Below are 18,404 nucleotides of genomic sequence, written 5' to 3' on the forward strand. Positions count from 1 at the left end.
AATCATGGATTTCATTGCGCCGTGCAGACGGCCTTAGCCTTATGTTTCCTGAGAAAAAGGATAATCGAGATGGGAATTCGCCAGCGTTTTGAACATGGCAAGGCTTTGTTGAATCAGGGCGCGGATTTGCTGCTGCTGCGTTTGCAGGTATTGAGCTTGGATTTGACGCGTCAGGCGGAGAATGTGTTCCGGTTGGCGATTTGGTTGGTATTGTCCGGCGCGCTGTTGATGGTGGGCTTGGTCGGTTTGCTGTTCGGATTGAACCGCGTGCTGTCGGATGTCGCCGCTTTGTGGGTATTTTTCGGCATTTTCTTTGTGAGCCTGCTGATTATTGCCGTATTGTTCCGCAAAGTATCGGCAGATTATCGGGAGCAGGGCAGCCGCGTGGCTGAAACCTTGCAGGATATTCGATCGGACATTGCGTATTTGCGCGGTGAGATAGACAAGGGTGCGGACGATGAAGCAACAAGGACATAGAGTTTTCTAAGAATATTAGAACATGTCAATTTTATTGCAAATGCCGTCATAGATAGACATAAAAATATTCTCGTAGCTTTTAAGATACTCTTGAAACCTTGATTAGGCACTTGCTATCTAATGATAAGGGGTTGCCCTCGAATAATCAGTAAAGAAAGATTTGTTCTGGTTATCTATAGCAGGGCAGTTCCAATAATATTGATTTGTGGATAGAAATTTATCATTATATGAAGGCTGTTGGAAAATTTAAATGATAGAGAATTACCATTTTCATCCAAATATAGCTCCGACAGATCTTCTAGATAAAGATCAATGACAATACAATCTTTTCTGTAAAACAAGAGTTTGACAGAATTTACTGTCAGATCAAAGCTCAAAGTAACTCGCTCATCACCGTTAACAAACTTAACGGTCTGAATAACATCATCTATTTCGCAATCAAACCCATAAATAGACATAAACTCATTACAATTTGGAATCACTAATTTAGCATTATTCATTCTGGTTTCCTCCTTTGAGTATTATGGTAGCAGAAGATTTCGAGCTGTTATTTATTATTGGAAAAAGACTCTCAAACTTTTAATTTTTAAGGGCAGTTACATCTTCTTTTATTTAATCCTTATGTTTTCCTGAAAAGAGATAATTAAAATAGCATTGTCAAATCTGGTGGCTTTGAGGATATTTTTAGCTATTTTTATGAAACTGTTGATTATACTGTATTATTTTAAACAGTATCGGCAGATTATCGGGAGCAGGGCAGTCGCGTGGCTGAGACCTTGCAGGATATTCGATCGGATATTGCGTATTTGCGCGGTGAGATAGACAAGGATGCGGATGATGAAGCAACAGGAGTATGAGGAAGCGCGCGAGCTGCTGCTTTTGGAAGCCAAGCTGGTGCGGCTGCGGATTGAAGCGGAAAATTTGAAACTGCGTAAAGCGGAAGAAAGTAATGCTCGGCAGACTAATTGCTTGGTGATGTTGGCCGATATGGCGTATCAGTTGAGCCAAACGCGTTTGCTGTCTCAACGCGCTTTGTTTTCTACATCGCGCCGTCGGCATTGGATTTGGCTGGTATTGGCGGTCATGCTGGGCTTGTCGAGATAACCGAGGGCTGAGGTTTGGTCAAAATGATATTTGCGGCGTGTTGTTGGAGAGTGTGAACCGCTTGTTGAGGACGCTGCGTCATTGTGTTGCCGCAACTGAAGCTTTATTTATGTTGAGTATTTTTTACAAAAGACACCGGCCGTCTGAACATTTCAGACGGCCTCAATGTTTGGAGTTTCAGATATAATGGCGGCAATTTTGAAATTATTAAATAAAGGATAAGTGATGAACCGTTTGTATCCCCACCCGATTATCGCCCGTGAGGGCTGGCCGATTATCGGCGGCGGTTTGGCTTTGAGCCTGCTGGTGTCGATGTGCTGCGGTTGGTGGTCTTTGCCGTTTTGGGTGTTTACCGTATTTGCATTGCAGTTTTTCCGCGACCCTGCGCGTGAGATTCCGCAAAATCCTGAAGCGGTGTTGAGCCCGGTTGACGGCCGTATCGTGGTGGTTGAGCGCGCACGCGATCCGTATCGTGATGTCGATGCTTTGAAAATCAGTATTTTTATGAACGTGTTCAACGTGCATTCGCAAAAATCGCCTGCCGATTGTACGGTAACGAAAGTGGTCTATAACAAAGGCAAATTCGTGAATGCGGATTTGGACAAAGCCAGCACGGAAAACGAACGCAATGCGGTGTTGGCGACTACGGCTTCTGGTCGTGAAATTACTTTTGTTCAAGTGGCCGGTTTGGTGGCGCGCCGTATTTTGTGCTACACCCAAGCAGGTGCGAAACTGTCTCGCGGTGAACGCTATGGCTTCATCCGCTTTGGCTCGCGCGTGGATATGTATCTGCCTGTCGATGCGCAGGCGCAAGTGGCGATTGGCGATAAAGTTACCGGCGTCAGCACTGTATTGGCGCGTTTGCCGCTGACTGCGCCGCAAACTGAATCTGAGCCTAAAGCCGCTGCACCAGCTTCACAAGCGACTCCGGTTTCTCAAGCTGCTCCGGTTGAGACAGTGGCAAACCAATCTACCGAACAGCAGCAAATCGAAGCGGCGGCGGCTAAGATTCAAGCGGCTGTGCAAGATGTGTTGAAAGATTAATAGTCAGTTTTAAATGATTGGTTAAAACAAGAAAAAGGTTTTCAGACGGCCGTCTGAAAACCTTTTTTGTTTGCCTGTCCGATTTTAAAACTTCACGTTCACGCCGCCGGTAAAGCTGCGACCCATTTGCGGCGTATCAGAGAGGAAGCTGCTGTGGGCGTAAACGGATTGGTTGAGCAGGTTGTCGGCTTTGACATACCAATTCCACTCGCCATAGCGCGTATTGCGGCGGTAGTTTGCGCCGAGGTTGAGCATATGGTGTCCAGGCGTACGCGTTTCGTAGCGGGCGAGTTTGTTTTGGGCGAACACGCGGTAGTAGTCCAAATTGGCATCGATACGTTCGGTCAGCGAGGCTTTCAGGTGGAAGCCGAGGCGCGCAGCCGGAACGCGGGGCGCGTTCTGGTCGGCTTGTGCGATGAAGGGACGCTTGTCGTTGCCATCCCCCCTGCCGGGCAGGGATGGCAGGTTTTTCAGACGGCCTCGTACATAGTCGCCGGAAACGCCGATGCGGTAGCGCGGTGTGGGCTTGAAGTAGATTTCGCCTTCCGCGCCGTAGAAGTCCGCACCGGATTGGTTGTAGCGCACGAGCTTCATTTCGCTGTCGTCTTCGATGGATTTGGGGCCGCGTCCATCGTTTAAGGTTTGGGCGTAAATGTAGTTGCCGAAACGGTTGCGGTAGAGTGCCAGATTGTATTGCCAGCGGTCGCCTTCGTAGCCCAGCGCGAGTTCGATATTGTTGGAACGCTCTTTGTTGAGGTGTTTGTTGCCGACTTCAAAAGTGTTGGTGGCAACGTGTTTGCCGTGTGCGTACAGCTCTTGCGTTGACGGCAGGCGTTCCTGATGGGAGGCGGTCAGGCTGAGTTTGTGTTGCGGCGTGAAATACCAGTTGCCCGAAAGTGCGAACGAGCGGGCGGTTTGGCGGTGCGCGCCGAGGTCGGGCAGGGGGTGGTTGTAGTAGTTTTCCCGATCAATCAATGCTTTGTCGTACCGGATGGAGGCTTTTTGTTTTTCCACGCGTACGCCGCCTTCAAGCGTGAAGTTGTCCCAGTTTGCCTGTTCTACACCGAAAAAGCTGTAATGTTGCACTTTGTTGTCAAGCAGCATCGGTTGTTTGACCGCTTCGGATGTGGCAGATAAAGCACTGGATTTTTGTTGTAAATATTGAACGCCCCAGCTGCCTTTCAGACGGCCTATGGGTTGGTGGCGCAACTCGATGCGGGCGTTTTGCGTTTTGTTTTTGAAGAAGTTTTCCACCGCATCGCCTGCTTTTTCGTCGTGGCGGTAGTCGTTGCGGTTCAGATGTACGCGCAGGGCTTCAAAACCGGGGAACGGTTGCTTCCATTCGGCGCGGAGTTCGTAGCGTTTGTTGCGCAGGTCTATCCACGGTCTGCCGTTGTGGGTGTGTGCGTGTGCATTATCGTCGTCGTGGAAGCCGCAGCTCAAGCCCGGATTGTCGTAATCGATGTCTTCTTCGGTCAACAGGTGCGGATAAAGCTGCAAATAGCGTTTGTTAATCAAGCTCTTTTGCCAGATGATGTCGGCGTGGCAATCATCGTATTCGTGGCTGTGGGCAGGCAGACCGTATTGGTCGCGACGGTCGCTGTACGCTACGCCGATAAAGCCTTTTTCGCCTACCCAAGACAGCCCGATGCTGCCTGTTTTGGAATCGGCATGGCTGTCGGGCAGTCGTTTCAGATTGCGGTAACGCGGTACGGCGTAATCGCCCGATTTGCGGTACAAGCCTTCGGTATGCAGCACGAAGTTGTTGCCCAAGCCGATATTGATGCCGCCGGACGTGAGTTTTTCCAGATTGCCGCTGCTCAAACGCAGCCCCAGTTCGCCCGATACTCCGTTTTCAGGCATTTTTTCGGGGATTTTGCCGTCGGCAACATCAATCAGCCCCGCCACATTGCCCGAACTATATAAAAGCGTAACCGGCCCGCGCAGGATTTCAACCTGTTGCGACAAGGCGGTATCTACCATAATGGCGTGATCGGGCGAAAAATCCGCCATATCGCCTGTTTCGCCGTGATGGTTCAACACTTTAATCCGCCTACCCGTTTGACCGCGAATGACGGGAGCGGACGCGCCGCCGCCGTATTGCGAAGCGTGGATGCCCGGAACGCCGTCTAAAGCATCACCCAAGTTGACGGCTTTTTGGCGCAAGGTATCGCCGGAGAGGATTTTGTCGGAAGCGGTCGAAGTGTGCAACAGCCCGGATGTGGCGCGCGGACGGCTTTTGCCGACGACGGTAACCTCGTCCAAGTCAACAGACTGCTCGGTTTCATGCGCTTGGGCGAGGAGGGGTGTGTTGATTAAAAGAATTGATAAAACAATGGGTTTGAGTGTAGTTTGTGTCATTTTAGTTTCTCATCATATTTTGAAAGGTTGTTATTATATAACATTGCGTCATTTATATGATAAGATTTTTGAGAAAAAAAGGCCGTCTGAAAACGAAGCGTGGTTTTCAGACGGCCTTTAGCTTGTATGTGGGTTTAAATGAAAATGGAACAATCTCTCTGCAGCCTGGTTTGGGTAAGGCAGAAAGTCATGGCAGATGGTTTGCTTTCATTGAAAGCATTACTTGGTTTCGGCGGCTTTAGCGCCAGCGGTCTCTGCAATCAGATCAAGGAATACCAACGGCTTTTTGCCGATGTTTTTGAGTGCATGTGACTGGCCTGGGCGGGCGATGGTAATGTCGCCGGCGCCGACTTCGGTTTGTTTGCCTTCGCTGTCGGTAAACAGGCCTTTGCCGGATACGATGATGTAAACGTCTTCATTGCCGGTATGTTTGTGTTGGCCGATGAAAGCGCCCGGCGGTAATGTGAGCCAGCCGATTTCTTTGAATGCGTCTTGGTCGGCGGTTTGATGGCGCGTGAAGGCAAAGCTGCCGAGCAACGGGCCTTGGCCTCCAGCTGCGTTTTCGCGGTTCCATTCTGCCAAGTCGGCTTTTTTGTACACTTGGATGCTGCGGTCGGTGGGGGTGGTTTGTTCGGCAGCTTGAGCGCTTATGGATGTGCCGAGCAGAAGGGCGACGGACAATGCGGCAAATAGCGGTTTCATCATGGTTCTCCGTTTGTCAGGTTGAGTCAGATAATGCGGATTCCGTTTTCAGACGGCCTGCGGGGTTGAAATGTGTAACCCCACAGGCTTCCCCCCAAGATTTATTTCACATTGCGCAGATAGTTTAACAATAAAGGAACAGGGCGGCCGGTCGCGCCTTTTTCGCTGCCGGATTTCCATGCCGTACCCGCGATGTCGAGGTGCGCCCACGGGTAGTCTTCGGTAAAGTAAGACAAGAATGTTGCGGCAGTAATCGTGCCTGCGCCGGGCGTGCCGATATTGGGGATGTCGGCAAAATTGGACTTGAGCTGATCTTTATAGCTTTCAAAGAGCGGCAGTTGCCATGCTTTGTCGTCCACGTTGCGGGAGGCGGCAAGCAGGCTGTCGACCAAATCCTGATTATTGCCCATCACGCCGCTGACATCATGACCCAAGGCGATGATGCACGCGCCGGTCAGAGTGGCAACGTCGATGACGGCTTTGGGTTTGAACTGTTCGGCGTAAGTGAGCGCGTCGCACAAAATCAGACGGCCTTCGGCATCGGTGTTCAACACTTCAATCGTCAGACCTTTCATACTTTTCACGACATCGCCCGGTTTGCTTGCCGCGCCGGAAGGCATATTTTCACAAGTAGCGACGACGGCAATCAGGTTAATCGGCAGTTGCAGCTTGACGGCGGCGCAGAAGGTGCTGATGACGGTTGCCGCGCCGCACATATCAAACTTCATTTCGTCCATGTTCAGGCCAGGTTTGAGGGAAATGCCGCCGGTGTCGAAGGTAATGCCTTTGCCGACCAATACCACAGGCGCGGCTTCTTTGTCCGCCGCACCGAAATAGCTCAGTTCGACCAAATAGGGATCTTCGACGCTGCCTTTGGCGACAGACCAGAACGAACCCATGTTTTCTTTGATGTAGTCTTTTTCAATGATTTTGGCGTGTGCGCCCAGTTTTTCGGCTTCGGCTTTGGCGGTGCGCGCTAAAAATTCGGGCGTGCATTCATTGGGCGCGGCATTGCCCAAATCGCGGCAGAGGTTTTGTCCGTAAACTTGCGCTTCGGCGACGCGCAAGGCTTCTTTGACGGCAGCTTCGTGTGCGCTGTGGAACACGGCTTCTGCAAATTTGGCCGGTTTGGCTTCTTTTTTGTAGCGGTCGAAACGGTAGGCGGCACTGCCGAACGCAATCGCAAACGCTTCGGCAACGGCTGCGGCTTGCGCTTCTTCAAAGGCATGAACGTCCACATTGACCGTTTCTTGATTTTGCGCCCATTTGGCGGCTTCGGCAGCAGCTTTGTTCAGCGCGGCACGGTCGGTTTTAGCGAGGCGGGCGACGGCAATGGCTTGTAAACCGTTGCCTGTCGGGATTTTTGTGTCTGCAAAAGTTTGACCTTCTTCAAGGGAAGCGAAGAGGGCGAGGGCAGTCGGGTTGTTCAGTTGCGATGCTTCGGCGCAGACAAATAATTGCGCACCTGTCTGCTGAGCCTGCAAAGTTTCGGCTTTTGTGCTAAATTTCACGTTTATTCTCCTGATTGGAACGGTTGTCGGTTGTTCAGACGGCCTGTTGACCAGCCGTCCGAACAGATGAAAATCATTGTACTCCATTTGTGTCATGCCGTCTGAAGCCTTATTAATAAATATAGGTTTCCCATAAAATAAATATAGGTTTCCCATAAACCGTATACCACGCTTAATCTTATGATTTACCAAAGAAACTTCATCAAAGAACTCTCTTTTACCGCCGTCGGCATTTTCGTCGTCCTCTTGGCGGTGTTGGTCTCCACGCAAGCGATCAACTTGCTCGGACGTGCCGCCGACGGGCGTGTCGCCATCGATGCCGTGCTGGCATTGGTCGGCTTCTGGGTCATCGGTATGACGCCGCTTTTGCTGGTTTTGACCGCGTTCATCAGCACGCTGACTGTGTTGACCCGCTACTGGCGCGACAGCGAGATGTCGGTTTGGCTTTCCTGCGGATTGGCATTGAAACAATGGATACGCCCGGTCATGCAGTTTGCCGTGCCGTTTGCCATTTTGATTGCCGTCATGCAGCTTTGGGTGATGCCGTGGGCAGAGTTGCGCAGCCGCGAATACGCCGAAATCCTGAAGCAGAAGCAGGAATTGTCTTTGGTGGAGGCAGGCGAGTTCAACAGTTTGGGCAAACGCAACGGCAGGGTTTACTTCGTCGAAACCTTCGATACCGAATCCGGCATCATGAAAAACCTGTTCCTGCGCGAACAGGACAAAAACGGCAACGACAACATTATCTTCGCCAAAGAAGGTAATTTCTCGCTGAACGACAACAAGCGCACACTCGACCTGCGCAACGGCTACCGATACAGCGGCACGCCCGGACGCGCCGACTACAACCGCGTTTCCTTCCAAAACCTCAGCCTGATTATCAGCACCACGCCCAAACTCATCGACCCTGTTTCACACCGCCGCACCATCCCGACATCCCAACTTATCGGCAGCAGCAACCCGCAACATCAGGCGGAATTGATGTGGCGTATTTCCTTGACCGTCAGCGTTTTGTTGCTGTGCCTGCTTGCCGTGCCGCTTTCCTATTTCAACCCGCGCAGCGGCCACACCTACAACATCCTCATCGCAATCGGGCTTTTCCTGATTTACCAAAACGGTCTGACCTTCCTGCGCAATGCCGTGGAAGACGGCAAAATCCATTTCTGGCTCGGACTACTGCCTATGCACATCATCATGTTTGTGATTGCCGTCGTTCTGCTGCGTGTCCGCAGTATGCCTAGCCAACCCTTCTGGCAGGCGGTTGGCAAAAGTCTGACATTGAAAGGCGGAAAATGGACCTGATTTCACGTTACATCATCCGCCAAATGGCGGTTATGGCGGTTTACGCCCTCCTTGCCTTCCTCGCTTTGTATAGCTTTTTCGAGATCATCAACGAAGTCGGCGATTTGGGCAAAGGCAGCTATAACGGCACAACCATGGCGCAATACGTCCTTATGCAGATGCCCGCGCGCGCCTACGAACTCATGCCCCTCGCCGTCCTTATCGGCGGACTGGTTTCCCTCAGCCAGCTTGCCGCAGGAAGCGAACTGACCGTTATCAAAGCAAGCGGCATGAGTACCAAAAAAATATTACTGATTCTGTCGCAGTTCGGACTGATTTTCGCTATCGCTACCGCCACACTCGGCGAATGGATCGCTCCCGTCCTCAGCCAAAAAGCCGAAAACATCAAAGCCGCCGCCATCAACGGCAAAATCAGTACCGGCAATACCGGCCTTTGGCTCAAAGAAAAAAACAGCATTATCAACGTGCGCGAAATGCTGCCCGACCATACCCTGCTGGGCATTAAAATCTGGGCGCGCAACGACAAAAACGAACTGACGCAGGCGACGGAAGCCGAATCCGCCGTTTTAAACAACGACGGCAGTTGGCAGTTGAAAAACATCCGCCGCAGCACACTTAGCGAAGACAAAGTCGAAGTCTCCACCGCCGCCGAAGAAAACTGGCCGATTGCCGTCAAGCGCAACCTGATGGACGTATTGCTCGTCAAACCCGACCAAATGTCCGTCGGCGAACTGACCACCTACATCAGCCACCTCGAAAACAACAACCAAAACACCCAAATCTACGCCATCGCCTGGTGGCGCAAATTGGTTTACCCCGTCGCCGCCTGGGTGATGGCGCTCGTTGCCTTCGCCTTTACGCCGCAAACCACGCGCCACGGCAATATGGGCTTGAAACTCTTCGGCGGTATCTGCCTCGGTTTGCTGTTCCACTTTGCCGGAAGGCTCTTCGGCTTTACCAGCCAGTTGTACGGCGTGCTGCCATTTTTGGCAGGTGCATTGCCGACGGTTTTGTTTGCACTGTTGGCGGTGTATCTGATACGCTGTCAGGAAAAAAGATAAGGCAAAATAAACTTCAGGCCGTCTGAAAGGCAATCTTCAGACGGCCTGAGTATTTTGTGTGCAAAAAACAAAATGCTAAAGTAAAATAATATAGTGGATTAAATTTAAACCAGTACGGCGTTGCCTCGCCTTGCCGTACTATCTGTACTGTCTGCGGCTTCGTCGCCTTGTCCTGATTTAAATTTAATCCACTATACCTTTCCAAACCAATGCGGCTATTGAAAATGTCCCAAACCATCTGCTTGAATATGATTGTCAAAAACGAAGCGGCAATCATCGAAGAAACACTGGCCAACATCACCGACCACATTAAACTTGACTACTATGTCATCAGCGACACCGGCTCGACCGATGATACCGTCGGCGTGTTCCGCCACTTTTTCGATGCAAAAAGCATCGCAGGCGAGATTCATCATGATGGTTGGCAAAATTTTGCGTACAACCGCAATCAGGCGTTGAAACACGCAAAAGACAAAACCGATTATGTGTTGATTTTTGATGCGGACGACCGCTTTGAAGGCAAATTGGAATTGCCCGAGCTGACCGCCGACCGTTACCGCCTCCGCATGCGAAATGCCATGGGCAGCGTGGTTTATTACCGTCCGCTGTTGTTGCGCAATGACGGAACATTCTACTGGCGCGGCGTGTTGCACGAGTTTATCGAAACCGACAAACAAGATACCAGCGAAGCCACGCTTCATGGCGACTATATGGTTCTCAGCGGCCGTTTCGGCGCACGCAGCAATATGGCGAACAAATACCTGCTCGACGCCGTTTCTTTGGAAAAAGCGTTTTACAGCCCTGAAGATGAGGAGCTGAAACCGCGTTACGCCTTTTATGCGGCGCGTTCTTATTGGGATTCTGATATGCCCGAGCGTGCAAGCGAATGGTTTAAAAAACGCATCGAGTTGGGCGGTTGGATTGAGGAAGTGACGGTTTCTTAACAACAACTGGGCGAGTGCTACAAATTAATGGGCAAACGCGATGAAGCCTTGGTGACTTGGTTGGCAGGCTACGATTACAATCCGCGCCGTGCCGAGTGTCTCTACCTTGCGCAAACCATGCTGCGTCAGGAAGGAAAATACCGCATTTCCCATGCGATCGGCCTGATGGCGAAACGCATTCCGTTCCCAACAGACGATATTCTTTTTGTCCAAAGCAATGTTTATCAGTTGGACATCGACTATGAATTGTCGGTTACCGCCTATGCGGCCGGCGATTTTCGCCAAGGCTATGAGTCTTGCAGACACTTGCTCTTGCTTAATGTACGCGAGGCATTGACCACGGTGACCATGCAAAATATGTGGCTCTACCGCGAACACGCGCAAACCGAAACGCGTGAAGCGTTGGAGCAGCTGGTGGCGGTGATGCAGCCTTATGCCGCGCAGGGCGGACGTTTGGCAGAAGTAACCGAATATTTTGCCGATATTTTGAAAAACCGTTAATCAGCACTTTGACCCAGCCGCCAGGCCGTCTGAAAGGAAATTTTTTGAGCAAGCGCAATCTGTTTTCCGTCGATAAATCTTTGGAGCAGCCCGAACGCGTCCTCTTGGTCGGCGTAATGCTGACGGCGGACTATTCCGGCGCAAACGAAACGCGCGAGCGCGGCTTTCAGACGGCCTTGACCGAAGCGGCAGAATTGGTGAGCGCGGCCGGCGGCGATTTGGTTTCTATCGAAACTTCACGCCGTGACAAACCGCATCCGGCTTTGTTTGTCGGTACGGGCAAGGCGGAAGAGTTGGCGGCAGTGGTCAAGCAGCATGATGTCGGGCTGGTCGTGTTCAACCACGAACTCACGCCGACGCAAGAGCGTAATCTGGAAAAAGAGCTTCAATGCCGCGTCCTCGACAGAGTGGGTTTGATTTTGGCGATTTTCGCCAAACGCGCCCAGTCGCAGGAAGGTAAGTTGCAGGTGGAGCTGGCCCAGCTGAACCATTTGAGCGGACGGCTGGTGCGCGGTTATGGACATTTACAAAGCCAAAAGGGCGGCATCGGCTTGAAAGGGCCGGGCGAAACCCAGTTGGAAACCGACCGCCGTTTAATCGGACAAAAAATCACGGCATTGAAAAAACAGCTTGCCGATGTCCGCAAACAACGCGCCACACGCCGCAAATCGCGCATGAGCGGCCGTCTGAAAACCTTTGCCATTGTCGGCTATACCAACGCCGGAAAATCCAGCCTGTTCAACCGGTTGACCAAAGCGGACGTATTGGCGAAAGACCAGTTGTTCGCCACTTTAGATACCACTGCGCGACGGCTTTTCCTGTCGCACGAAGCGAGCGTGATTTTGACCGATACCGTCGGCTTCGTCCGCGATTTGCCGCACAAGCTGGTGTCGGCGTTTTCCGCTACTTTGGAAGAGACGGCGATGGCGGATGTGCTACTTCACGTCGTTGATGCGTCCAATCCCGATTTTGAACGGCAGATGGACGATGTCAACGAAGTCTTGGAAGAAATCGGCGCGCATGAAATTCCACAATTGGTGGTGTACAACAAAATCGATTTGCTGCCGTCAGGTGTGCGTGAAGCAGGCATTTTGCGCGACAATTCCGGGCATGCCGTCGGCGTGAATGTTTCCGTTGCCGAAAGTTTGGGCTTGGACGGTTTGCGCGAAGCGATGATTGAATTGGCCGTACAGCCAAATGATTGATGGTATGGAATGAAACAAGGCCGTCTGAATATTCAGACGGCCTTACCGTAAAATTTTAAATCCGAGGATTATGCCGACAGAGGGCTTTTCTTTTTGAACACGCTTTCGTAAAGCATCCAAGCGGCGAGGCTCAGGTATACGGTGCTGGACAAAATGCCGATAACGGCGAAGATAGGCATAAGGCGATCAATCATGGTGAGGTTTCCCAATAAGTTAGTTTTATAAGTAAGTGTGTATTTTTTTATTTCTGTCTTTGCGGAATGCCTAAAGTATGCTGCTTAAATGGATTGAGGTCAATAAAAAATGTATTGTATTTTTTAAAAAAGTTCCATTTTTACATTAAAATAATTGGAAGTTTTTAAGGATAAACGGTATTTATATGTTACCGTTCATCATATGATAAACGGTCAATACTTTGTTTTCCATGTTTTTTATAAAATTCGACAGTCTATTAATTCAAAGGTAAATGAAATGAGGCGAAAAACGCTTTTTGCTAAAATGTAACCCCCTGAAACGATTGTTTCAGGCCGTCTGAAAAATAAATCGTACACATTATGACATCTTCCACACATCCCCAAAAAAACTGCTTCCATTGCGGACTTGAAGTCCCGGAACATCTGCATCTGACGGTTCGTTTTGAAGACGAAGAACACGAAACCTGCTGCGCCGGTTGCCAAGCGGTGGCGCAGAGTATCATCGATGCAGGTTTGGGTAATTATTACAAACAGCGTACTGCAGACGCGGAAAAATCCGAATTGCCGCCGCCGGAAGTATTGTCGCAATTAAAGCTGTACGATTTGCCCGAAGTGCAGGCTGATTTTGTCGAGGTCGGCGCAGGGGATGAGCGCGAGGCGGTGTTGATGCTGGGCGGCATTACCTGCGCCGCGTGTGTGTGGCTGATTGAACAGCAGTTGTTGCGCATGAAGGGCGTGGTGCGCGTGGATTTGAATTACAGTACCCATCGTTGCCGCGTGGTGTGGGACAGCGCCCACATCGAATTGTCGGACATTTTGCTGAAAATCCGCCAAACCGGTTATACCGCCGCGCCTTATGATGCGCAAAAAATCGAAGTGCAGGCGCAGAAGGAACGCAAACAGTTTATCGTCAGATTGGCCGTGGCCGGTCTGGGTATGATGCAGACGATGATGTTTGCCCTGCCAACTTATTTTTACGGCGGCGACATCGAGCCGCTTTATTTGGAAATCCTGCATTGGGGCGGCTTTTTGATGGTGTTGCCCGTTGTGTTTTACAGCGCGTTGCCGTTTTACCGCGGCGCATGGCGCGACTGGAAAAACCGCCGTGTCGGCATGGATACGCCGATTGCCATTGCCATTGTGATGACCTTTATCGCCGGTATTTACAGCTTGGCTACCAACGCAGGGCAGGGCATGTATTTTGAATCCATCGCCATGCTGCTGTTTTTCCTGTTGGGCGGGCGTTTTATGGAACAGATTGCCCGACGCAAAGCCGGCGATGCGGCGGAGCGGTTGGTCAAACTGGTTCCGGCATTCTGCCACCGTTTTCCGGCTTATCCGGAAAGCGAAGCCATCGAGGAAGCCGCAGTCGTCCGCCTCAATATCGGCGATACGATTGTTGTGAAACCCGGCGAAGTCATTCCGGTGGACGGTACGGTTTTGTCCGGCGAGAGTGAAGTTAACGAAGCCATGTTGACCGGCGAAAGCCTGCCCATCGTGAAAAGGCCGTCTGAAAAAGTAACCGCCGGCACGCTTAACACCAGTAGTCCTTTAATCATCCGCACCGACCATACCGGCGGCAACACGCGCCTGTCCCATATCGTCAAACTGCTCGACCGTGCGCTGGCGCAAAAACCGCGTGCCGCCGAGTTGGCAGAAAAATACGCGTCCAGTTTTGTATTTGGCGAACTCTTGCTTGCTATTCCCGTTTTTATCGGCTGGGCTTGGTATGCCGACGCACACACTGCCTTGTGGATTACCGTTGCCCTGCTGGTCATTACCTGCCCGTGTGCCTTGTCGCTCGCCACGCCGACCGCGCTGGCTGCTTCGACCGGCGCACTTGCCAAAGACGGCATTCTCATCAGCAGCAAACAAAGCCTGGAAACGCTTGCCCAAATTGACGACGTCGTGTTCGATAAAACCGGTACGCTGACCAAAGGGCAGCTCTCCGTCAGCCGTATGTTGTCCGCAGGCCGTCTGAACGAAGTCCAATCCCTTGCTATCGCACAAGCATTGGAACAGCAATCCGAACACCCCATCGCCCGTGCCATTTTGAACCATACGCTTTCAGACGGCCCTGTATCCGCGCTTGATGTGAAAGTGCAGCAACGGGTCAACCGTATCGGACACGGCGTCAGCGCGCAAATCGAATTTGACGGCAAAACCCAAGTTTGGGCTTTGGGCAAAGCGGTATTTGTTTCGGAAATTGCCGGTAATCTGCCCGAAGCCTTTGCCCATATCGACCACACAGGCGGCATTATTTTCTTGGGCAATCAAAGCGGTTTTCAGACGGCCTTTTTGCTGGAAGACCAAATCAAAGACAGCGCCGCTGAAATGTTGCAAAACCTGAAACAGCACGGCATCCGCCTGCACCTTTTAAGCGGCGACCGTCAGGCTGCCGTAGCCCAAGTCGCGCAAGAGCTGGGTTTGGATGCCTATCGTGCCGAAGCCACGCCTGAAGACAAACTGGCTTATGTAGAAAATCTGCAAAAACAAGGGCGTAAAGTCATGATGATCGGCGACGGTATCAACGATGCCCCCGTCCTTGCCCAAGCCGACGTATCGGCCGCCGTGGCCACGAGTGCCGATGTGGCGCGAGACGGTGCCGATGTGGTTTTGCTCAATGATGATTTGAACGTTTTGCCCGTGATGATGGAACAGGCACGCCGCACCCATCAAATCATCCGCCAAAACCTGACTTGGGCGAGCGCATACAATCTGGTTGCCGTTCCATTGGCCGTGTTTGGTTACGTTACCCCGTGGATCGCCGCGCTCGGCATGAGTTTCAGCTCGCTGCTGGTGTTGGGCAATGCCTTGAGATTGTTAAAAACCAAAAAGGCCGTCTGAAAACAGCAAATTCATTGCTCAAACGAAAGAATACGCCATGCCTAAAGCCACTTTTTATACACACGTCGCCCAGCAGGCTGCCTTTGCCTGCCGCCTGATTGCGCGCGCCATACGCGATGGCGGGCAGATTTTGGTGTGGTCGGATTCTGCTGCGGCAGTACAGCAACTCGACATTGATTTGTGGCAGCAGATTCCCGAAAGCTTTATTCCGCATGAAGTCTGGCTGCCTACCGATCCCATGCCGTCTGAAACGCCGGTATTGCTTGCGTTTGGAAACGCATTGCCGAATATTCCGCAAGATTGCACAGTTTTGAACCTGTCTGCCGATTTTTGGAGCCAAGCCCCGGCCATTCCAAACCGTATCCTCGAAATTGTAGGCAACAGCTTGGAAGATTTGGCCGAAGCCCGAGACCGTTTCCGAGCTTATCGTCAGAGCGGATTTGAGATTGAGCATTTTTCGAGAGAAGGGAAGGATTGAGTTTTAAAACAGCAAAGTTTTAATATAAAAGGCCGTCTGAAGCAATAAAGTTTCAGGCGGCCTTTTTGACTGGCTGGAATTAGTTGCCTAAGTCGAATGCTTTGTGCAGAACGCGGGTAGCCAGTTCCATGTATTTTTCGTCAATCAGGACGGATACTTTGATTTCGGAAGTTGAAATCATTTGGATGTTGATGCCTTCTTCTGCGAGGGTGCGGAAGATTTTGGCGGCTACGCCGACGTGTGAACGCATACCCAAGCCGACTGCGGAGACTTTGCATACGGTGTCGTCACCGTCGATGCAGGCGGCGCCGATGCTGTCTTGGCGTTGTTGCAGCAGTTCGATGGTTTGTTTGTAGTCACCGCGTGGAACGGTGAAGGAGAAGTCGGTTGTGCCTTCGCTGCCGACATTTTGGATGATCATGTCGACTTCGATGTTGGCATCGGCCACTGCGCCGAGGATTTGGTAGGCAACGCCGGGTTTGTCGGGTACGCCGCGTACGTTGATGCGGGCTTGGTTTTTATCGAATGCGATACCGGTTACGGCAGCTCTTTCCATGTTTTCGTCCTCTTCAAAGGTAATTAAGGTGCCGTTGCCGCCGTCTTGCAGGCTGCTCAGTACGCGCAGGCGCACTTTGTATTTTCCGGCGAATTCTACTGAACGGATTTGCAAGACTTTCGAACCGAGGCTGGCCAGTTCGATCATTTCTTCAAATGTAACCGTGTCCATGCGGCGCGCTTCGGGTACGACGCGCGGGTCGGTGGTGTAAACGCCGTCCACGTCGGTGTAAATTTGGCATTCGTCCGCTTTGAGGGCTGCGGCGATGGCAACGGCGGAAGTGTCCGAACCGCCGCGGCCGAGGGTTGAGATATTGCCTTCGCTGCTGATGCCTTGGAAACCGGCTACGATAACGACTTTACCGGCGGCCAAATCGGCACGCATTTTTTCGTCGTCGATGTTTTCGATGCGGGCTTTGGTGTGGGAAGTGTCGGTTTGGAGGGCGACTTGCCAGCCGGTGTAGCTCTTGGCATCAACGCCGATGTCTTTCAGAGCCATGGCCAGCAGACCGATGGTCACTTGTTCGCCGGTAGCGAGAACGACGTCGAGTTCGCGCGGATCGGGATGCTCTTGCATTTCGTGCGCCAGTGCGACCAGTCGGTTGGTTTCACCGCTCATGGCGGATACGACGACTACGATGTCGTGTCCTTCGGCGCGGGCTTTGGCGACACGTTTGGCTACGTTTTTGATGCGTTCGGGCGAGCCTACTGATGTGCCGCCGTATTTATGTACGATTAACGCCATGTTTCGTGCTTTCTTGTGGGGGTTGTCGGGCAGCTTGGTTTGCTGGAAGAAGGGTTATTATTACTATTTTTTACATGAAATTCAAGGATGGAACGTGCTTTTTTGAGTAAATACGCATAAAAGGGTTGGGTTGAAAAAGGCCGTCTGAAAGTTTGAACTGCACCCCAAAAGTTGGACACCCCCCCTCCAACTCACAAGGTGCAGTTTTTTTATGAGCAAATATACATTACACTTCAAATACCAAGCCGTACTCCACTACCTGCACATACGCAGTCAACAGCGTACCGCAGACCACTACGGCATTTCCCGAACCAACCTGCGACGATGGATACGCGCCTATCAAGAAGGCGGCATCGGCGCACTCGAACATCCCCAATCCAAAACCATGCCCCAACACCGCAAAAACCCCTTCATCGCCGACAAACCCGACCACGAAAAAACACAGGCAGAGCTTATCGAAGAGTTGTGCTATATGCGCGCAAAGGTTGCCTACCTAAAGGAGTTAAAAGCCCTCAGCAAAAAACAGACCGAAAAGGACAAAGCCAAACCGTCCAAACACTGAGGGCGCAACACCCGCTCAAATACCTGCTGCACATCGCAAACCTGCCCAAAAGCAGCTTTTACTACCATCATCAGGACCGACCCGACCCCAATGAAGCCGACAAAGCCCTTATCGCCGAAATCTACGAACGGCATAAAGGACGCTACGGGCAAAGGCGCATTGCAGCAGCATTAGGTTGGAACCGCAAAAAAGTGGCGCGGCTGATGAGGCAGCTAGGACTGAAAGCCCTCATACGGGCAAAAAAAGCCTACCGCCATCCCGCCATGGGCGAAATATCGGAACACCTCCTCAAACGCCGGTTCAAAGCCCGAAAGCCCAACGAAAAATGGCTGACCGACGTGACCGAACTCAAAGGAAAGGACGGCAAACTGTACCTCTCGCCGATCTTGGACCTGTTCAACCGCGAAATCATCGCCTACGCCATGAGCCGCAGAGCCGACAGTGAAATGGTGAAGGAAATGCTCGAAAAAGCGGCACCCCGGCTGACTGATAAAGGAACGATGCTTCATTCCGACCAAGGTGTGCTGTACCGTACGGCGGGGTATAGGGAATTGCTTGCGGAGTATTTCATGGTTCAAAGCATGTCGCGAAAGGCGAATTGTTGGGACAATGCACCGATGGAAAGCTTCTTTGCGGTGCTGAAGACGGAGTGTTTCTACCGTGCAGGGGAATTGACGGTGGATGAATTGATGAAACAGATAGATGACTATATGGATTACTACAACCGCGAGCGTTGCAGTTTGAAATTGAAAAAGCTGAGTCCTGTCGCATACAGAACCCGGCTTACACAGAGTGCCTGAATAGGCTTTTA

Annotated in this window: 18 protein-coding genes and 1 pseudogene; 12 read left to right on the forward strand and 7 right to left on the reverse strand. The window is 51.5% G+C overall.

What is annotated here, in order from left to right; all coding sequences use genetic code 11:
* Nucleotides 1–69: 69 nt before the first annotated feature.
* Complete coding sequence (locus tag FAH67_RS01020) at nt 70–477, forward strand: phage holin family protein (protein ID WP_039863466.1); 408 nt, start codon at nt 70–72, stop codon at nt 475–477.
* 173 nt (nt 478–650) lie between these two features.
* On the opposite strand, the gene FAH67_RS01025 is transcribed toward FAH67_RS01020, so the two are convergent.
* Nucleotides 651–977, reverse strand: coding sequence for a hypothetical protein (locus FAH67_RS01025; protein ID WP_003678816.1), 327 nt, complete (start codon nt 975–977; stop codon nt 651–653).
* A 334-nt stretch (nt 978–1,311) separates the two neighbouring features.
* Between FAH67_RS01025 and FAH67_RS01035 the strand changes: the two genes are divergently transcribed.
* Together FAH67_RS01035 and FAH67_RS01040 are read left to right on the forward strand one after the other, a co-directional pair.
* Nucleotides 1,312–1,581, forward strand: coding sequence for a hypothetical protein (locus FAH67_RS01035; RefSeq protein WP_232500789.1), 270 nt, complete (start codon nt 1,312–1,314; stop codon nt 1,579–1,581).
* A 225-nt stretch (nt 1,582–1,806) separates the two neighbouring features.
* On the forward strand, nt 1,807–2,625 hold the full coding sequence (locus FAH67_RS01040; protein ID WP_003678811.1) for a phosphatidylserine decarboxylase: 819 nt from the start codon (nt 1,807–1,809) through the stop codon (nt 2,623–2,625).
* Between the two features lie 84 nt (nt 2,626–2,709).
* On the opposite strand, the gene znuD is transcribed toward FAH67_RS01040, so the two are convergent.
* From znuD to FAH67_RS01055, 3 genes are all read right to left on the reverse strand, one after another.
* Nucleotides 2,710–4,986, reverse strand: coding sequence for a TonB-dependent zinc receptor ZnuD (gene znuD / locus FAH67_RS01045; protein WP_003678809.1), 2,277 nt, complete (start codon nt 4,984–4,986; stop codon nt 2,710–2,712).
* A 219-nt stretch (nt 4,987–5,205) separates the two neighbouring features.
* Nucleotides 5,206–5,688, reverse strand: coding sequence for a cupin domain-containing protein (locus tag FAH67_RS01050; RefSeq protein WP_039863463.1), 483 nt, complete (start codon nt 5,686–5,688; stop codon nt 5,206–5,208).
* Between the two features lie 101 nt (nt 5,689–5,789).
* Entirely contained in the window at nt 5,790–7,199 is a 1,410-nt protein-coding gene (locus FAH67_RS01055; protein WP_039863462.1) for a leucyl aminopeptidase, read from the reverse strand.
* 180 nt (nt 7,200–7,379) lie between these two features.
* On the opposite strand from FAH67_RS01055, the gene lptF reads away from it, so the two are divergent.
* Together lptF and lptG are read left to right on the forward strand one after the other, a co-directional pair.
* Complete coding sequence (gene lptF, locus FAH67_RS01060; RefSeq protein ID WP_003678804.1) at nt 7,380–8,501, forward strand: LPS export ABC transporter permease LptF; 1,122 nt, start codon at nt 7,380–7,382, stop codon at nt 8,499–8,501.
* A complete protein-coding gene (lptG, locus tag FAH67_RS01065; RefSeq protein WP_003678801.1) occupies nt 8,492–9,562 on the forward strand; it encodes an LPS export ABC transporter permease LptG in 1,071 nt (356 codons plus the stop codon). Before lptF ends, lptG begins: the two co-directional genes overlap by 10 nt.
* Before the next feature lie 19 nt (nt 9,563–9,581).
* Here the strand turns inward: lptG and FAH67_RS12370 are convergent.
* Nucleotides 9,582–9,782, reverse strand: a pseudogene (locus FAH67_RS12370) (IS5/IS1182 family transposase); the annotation flags it as partial.
* Nucleotides 9,783–9,786: 4 nt separating this feature from the next.
* Between FAH67_RS12370 and FAH67_RS11980 the strand changes: the two are divergent.
* From FAH67_RS11980 to hflX, 3 genes are read left to right on the forward strand one after another with little or no spacing between them, the layout of a single operon-like run.
* The gene (locus FAH67_RS11980) at nt 9,787–10,506 is read left to right on the forward strand and encodes a glycosyltransferase (protein ID WP_232500788.1); all 720 of its coding nucleotides are present in this window, start codon (nt 9,787–9,789) and stop codon (nt 10,504–10,506) included.
* Nucleotides 10,507–10,533: 27 nt separating this feature from the next.
* Nucleotides 10,534–11,007 (forward strand): hypothetical protein, encoded by a 474-nt coding sequence (locus FAH67_RS11985; RefSeq protein ID WP_003678795.1) that lies wholly within the window; start codon nt 10,534–10,536, stop codon nt 11,005–11,007.
* 44 nt (nt 11,008–11,051) lie between these two features.
* Nucleotides 11,052–12,212, forward strand: a complete 1,161-nt coding sequence (gene hflX, locus FAH67_RS01075) for a GTPase HflX (RefSeq protein WP_039863461.1) — start codon at nt 11,052–11,054, stop codon at nt 12,210–12,212.
* 68 nt (nt 12,213–12,280) lie between these two features.
* On the opposite strand, the gene FAH67_RS12230 is transcribed toward hflX, so the two are convergent.
* On the reverse strand, nt 12,281–12,406 hold the full coding sequence (locus tag FAH67_RS12230; RefSeq protein ID WP_003678791.1) for a hypothetical protein: 126 nt from the start codon (nt 12,404–12,406) through the stop codon (nt 12,281–12,283).
* Between the two features lie 360 nt (nt 12,407–12,766).
* Between FAH67_RS12230 and FAH67_RS01080 the strand changes: the two genes are divergently transcribed.
* Together FAH67_RS01080 and FAH67_RS01085 are read left to right on the forward strand one after the other, a co-directional pair.
* On the forward strand, nt 12,767–15,253 hold the full coding sequence (locus tag FAH67_RS01080; RefSeq protein ID WP_003678788.1) for a heavy metal translocating P-type ATPase: 2,487 nt from the start codon (nt 12,767–12,769) through the stop codon (nt 15,251–15,253).
* Between the two features lie 37 nt (nt 15,254–15,290).
* Nucleotides 15,291–15,731: a DNA polymerase III subunit chi gene (locus tag FAH67_RS01085; RefSeq protein WP_003678786.1), complete on the forward strand. Its 441-nt coding sequence runs from the start codon at nt 15,291–15,293 to the stop codon at nt 15,729–15,731.
* A 79-nt stretch (nt 15,732–15,810) separates the two neighbouring features.
* On the opposite strand, the gene FAH67_RS01090 is transcribed toward FAH67_RS01085, so the two are convergent.
* Nucleotides 15,811–17,031, reverse strand: coding sequence for an aspartate kinase (locus FAH67_RS01090; protein ID WP_003678784.1), 1,221 nt, complete (start codon nt 17,029–17,031; stop codon nt 15,811–15,813).
* Nucleotides 17,032–17,242: 211 nt separating this feature from the next.
* Between FAH67_RS01090 and FAH67_RS01095 the strand changes: the two genes are divergently transcribed.
* Complete coding sequence (locus FAH67_RS01095; protein WP_112890781.1) at nt 17,243–17,593, forward strand: helix-turn-helix domain-containing protein; 351 nt, start codon at nt 17,243–17,245, stop codon at nt 17,591–17,593.
* The gene (locus FAH67_RS01100; RefSeq protein ID WP_112890689.1) at nt 17,497–18,393 is read left to right on the forward strand and encodes an IS3 family transposase; all 897 of its coding nucleotides are present in this window, start codon (nt 17,497–17,499) and stop codon (nt 18,391–18,393) included. Before FAH67_RS01095 ends, FAH67_RS01100 begins: the two co-directional genes overlap by 97 nt.
* Nucleotides 18,394–18,404: the final 11 nt, after the last annotated feature.

This window comes from Neisseria flavescens, from assembly GCF_005221285.1.
GTDB classification, from domain to species: Bacteria; Pseudomonadota; Gammaproteobacteria; order Burkholderiales; family Neisseriaceae; genus Neisseria; species Neisseria flavescens.

Coding starts and splice junctions, on each gene's coding strand:
- lptG (WP_003678801.1), top strand. CDS start 8,492: ATGGACCTGATTTCACGTTACATCATCCGCCAAATGGCGGTTATGGCG.
- FAH67_RS01035 (WP_232500789.1), top strand. CDS start 1,312: ATGATGAAGCAACAGGAGTATGAGGAAGCGCGCGAGCTGCTGCTTTTG.
- lptF (WP_003678804.1), top strand. CDS start 7,380: ATGATTTACCAAAGAAACTTCATCAAAGAACTCTCTTTTACCGCCGTC.
- FAH67_RS01090 (WP_003678784.1), bottom strand. CDS start 17,031: ATGGCGTTAATCGTACATAAATACGGCGGCACATCAGTAGGCTCGCCC.
- FAH67_RS11980 (WP_232500788.1), top strand. CDS start 9,787: ATGTCCCAAACCATCTGCTTGAATATGATTGTCAAAAACGAAGCGGCA.
- FAH67_RS01025 (WP_003678816.1), bottom strand. CDS start 977: ATGAATAATGCTAAATTAGTGATTCCAAATTGTAATGAGTTTATGTCT.
- FAH67_RS01095 (WP_112890781.1), top strand. CDS start 17,243: ATGAGCAAATATACATTACACTTCAAATACCAAGCCGTACTCCACTAC.
- FAH67_RS01020 (WP_039863466.1), top strand. CDS start 70: ATGGGAATTCGCCAGCGTTTTGAACATGGCAAGGCTTTGTTGAATCAG.
- FAH67_RS01085 (WP_003678786.1), top strand. CDS start 15,291: ATGCCTAAAGCCACTTTTTATACACACGTCGCCCAGCAGGCTGCCTTT.
- znuD (WP_003678809.1), bottom strand. CDS start 4,986: ATGACACAAACTACACTCAAACCCATTGTTTTATCAATTCTTTTAATC.
- FAH67_RS01050 (WP_039863463.1), bottom strand. CDS start 5,688: ATGAAACCGCTATTTGCCGCATTGTCCGTCGCCCTTCTGCTCGGCACA.
- FAH67_RS01080 (WP_003678788.1), top strand. CDS start 12,767: ATGACATCTTCCACACATCCCCAAAAAAACTGCTTCCATTGCGGACTT.
- FAH67_RS12230 (WP_003678791.1), bottom strand. CDS start 12,406: ATGATTGATCGCCTTATGCCTATCTTCGCCGTTATCGGCATTTTGTCC.
- FAH67_RS11985 (WP_003678795.1), top strand. CDS start 10,534: ATGGGCAAACGCGATGAAGCCTTGGTGACTTGGTTGGCAGGCTACGAT.
- FAH67_RS01040 (WP_003678811.1), top strand. CDS start 1,807: ATGAACCGTTTGTATCCCCACCCGATTATCGCCCGTGAGGGCTGGCCG.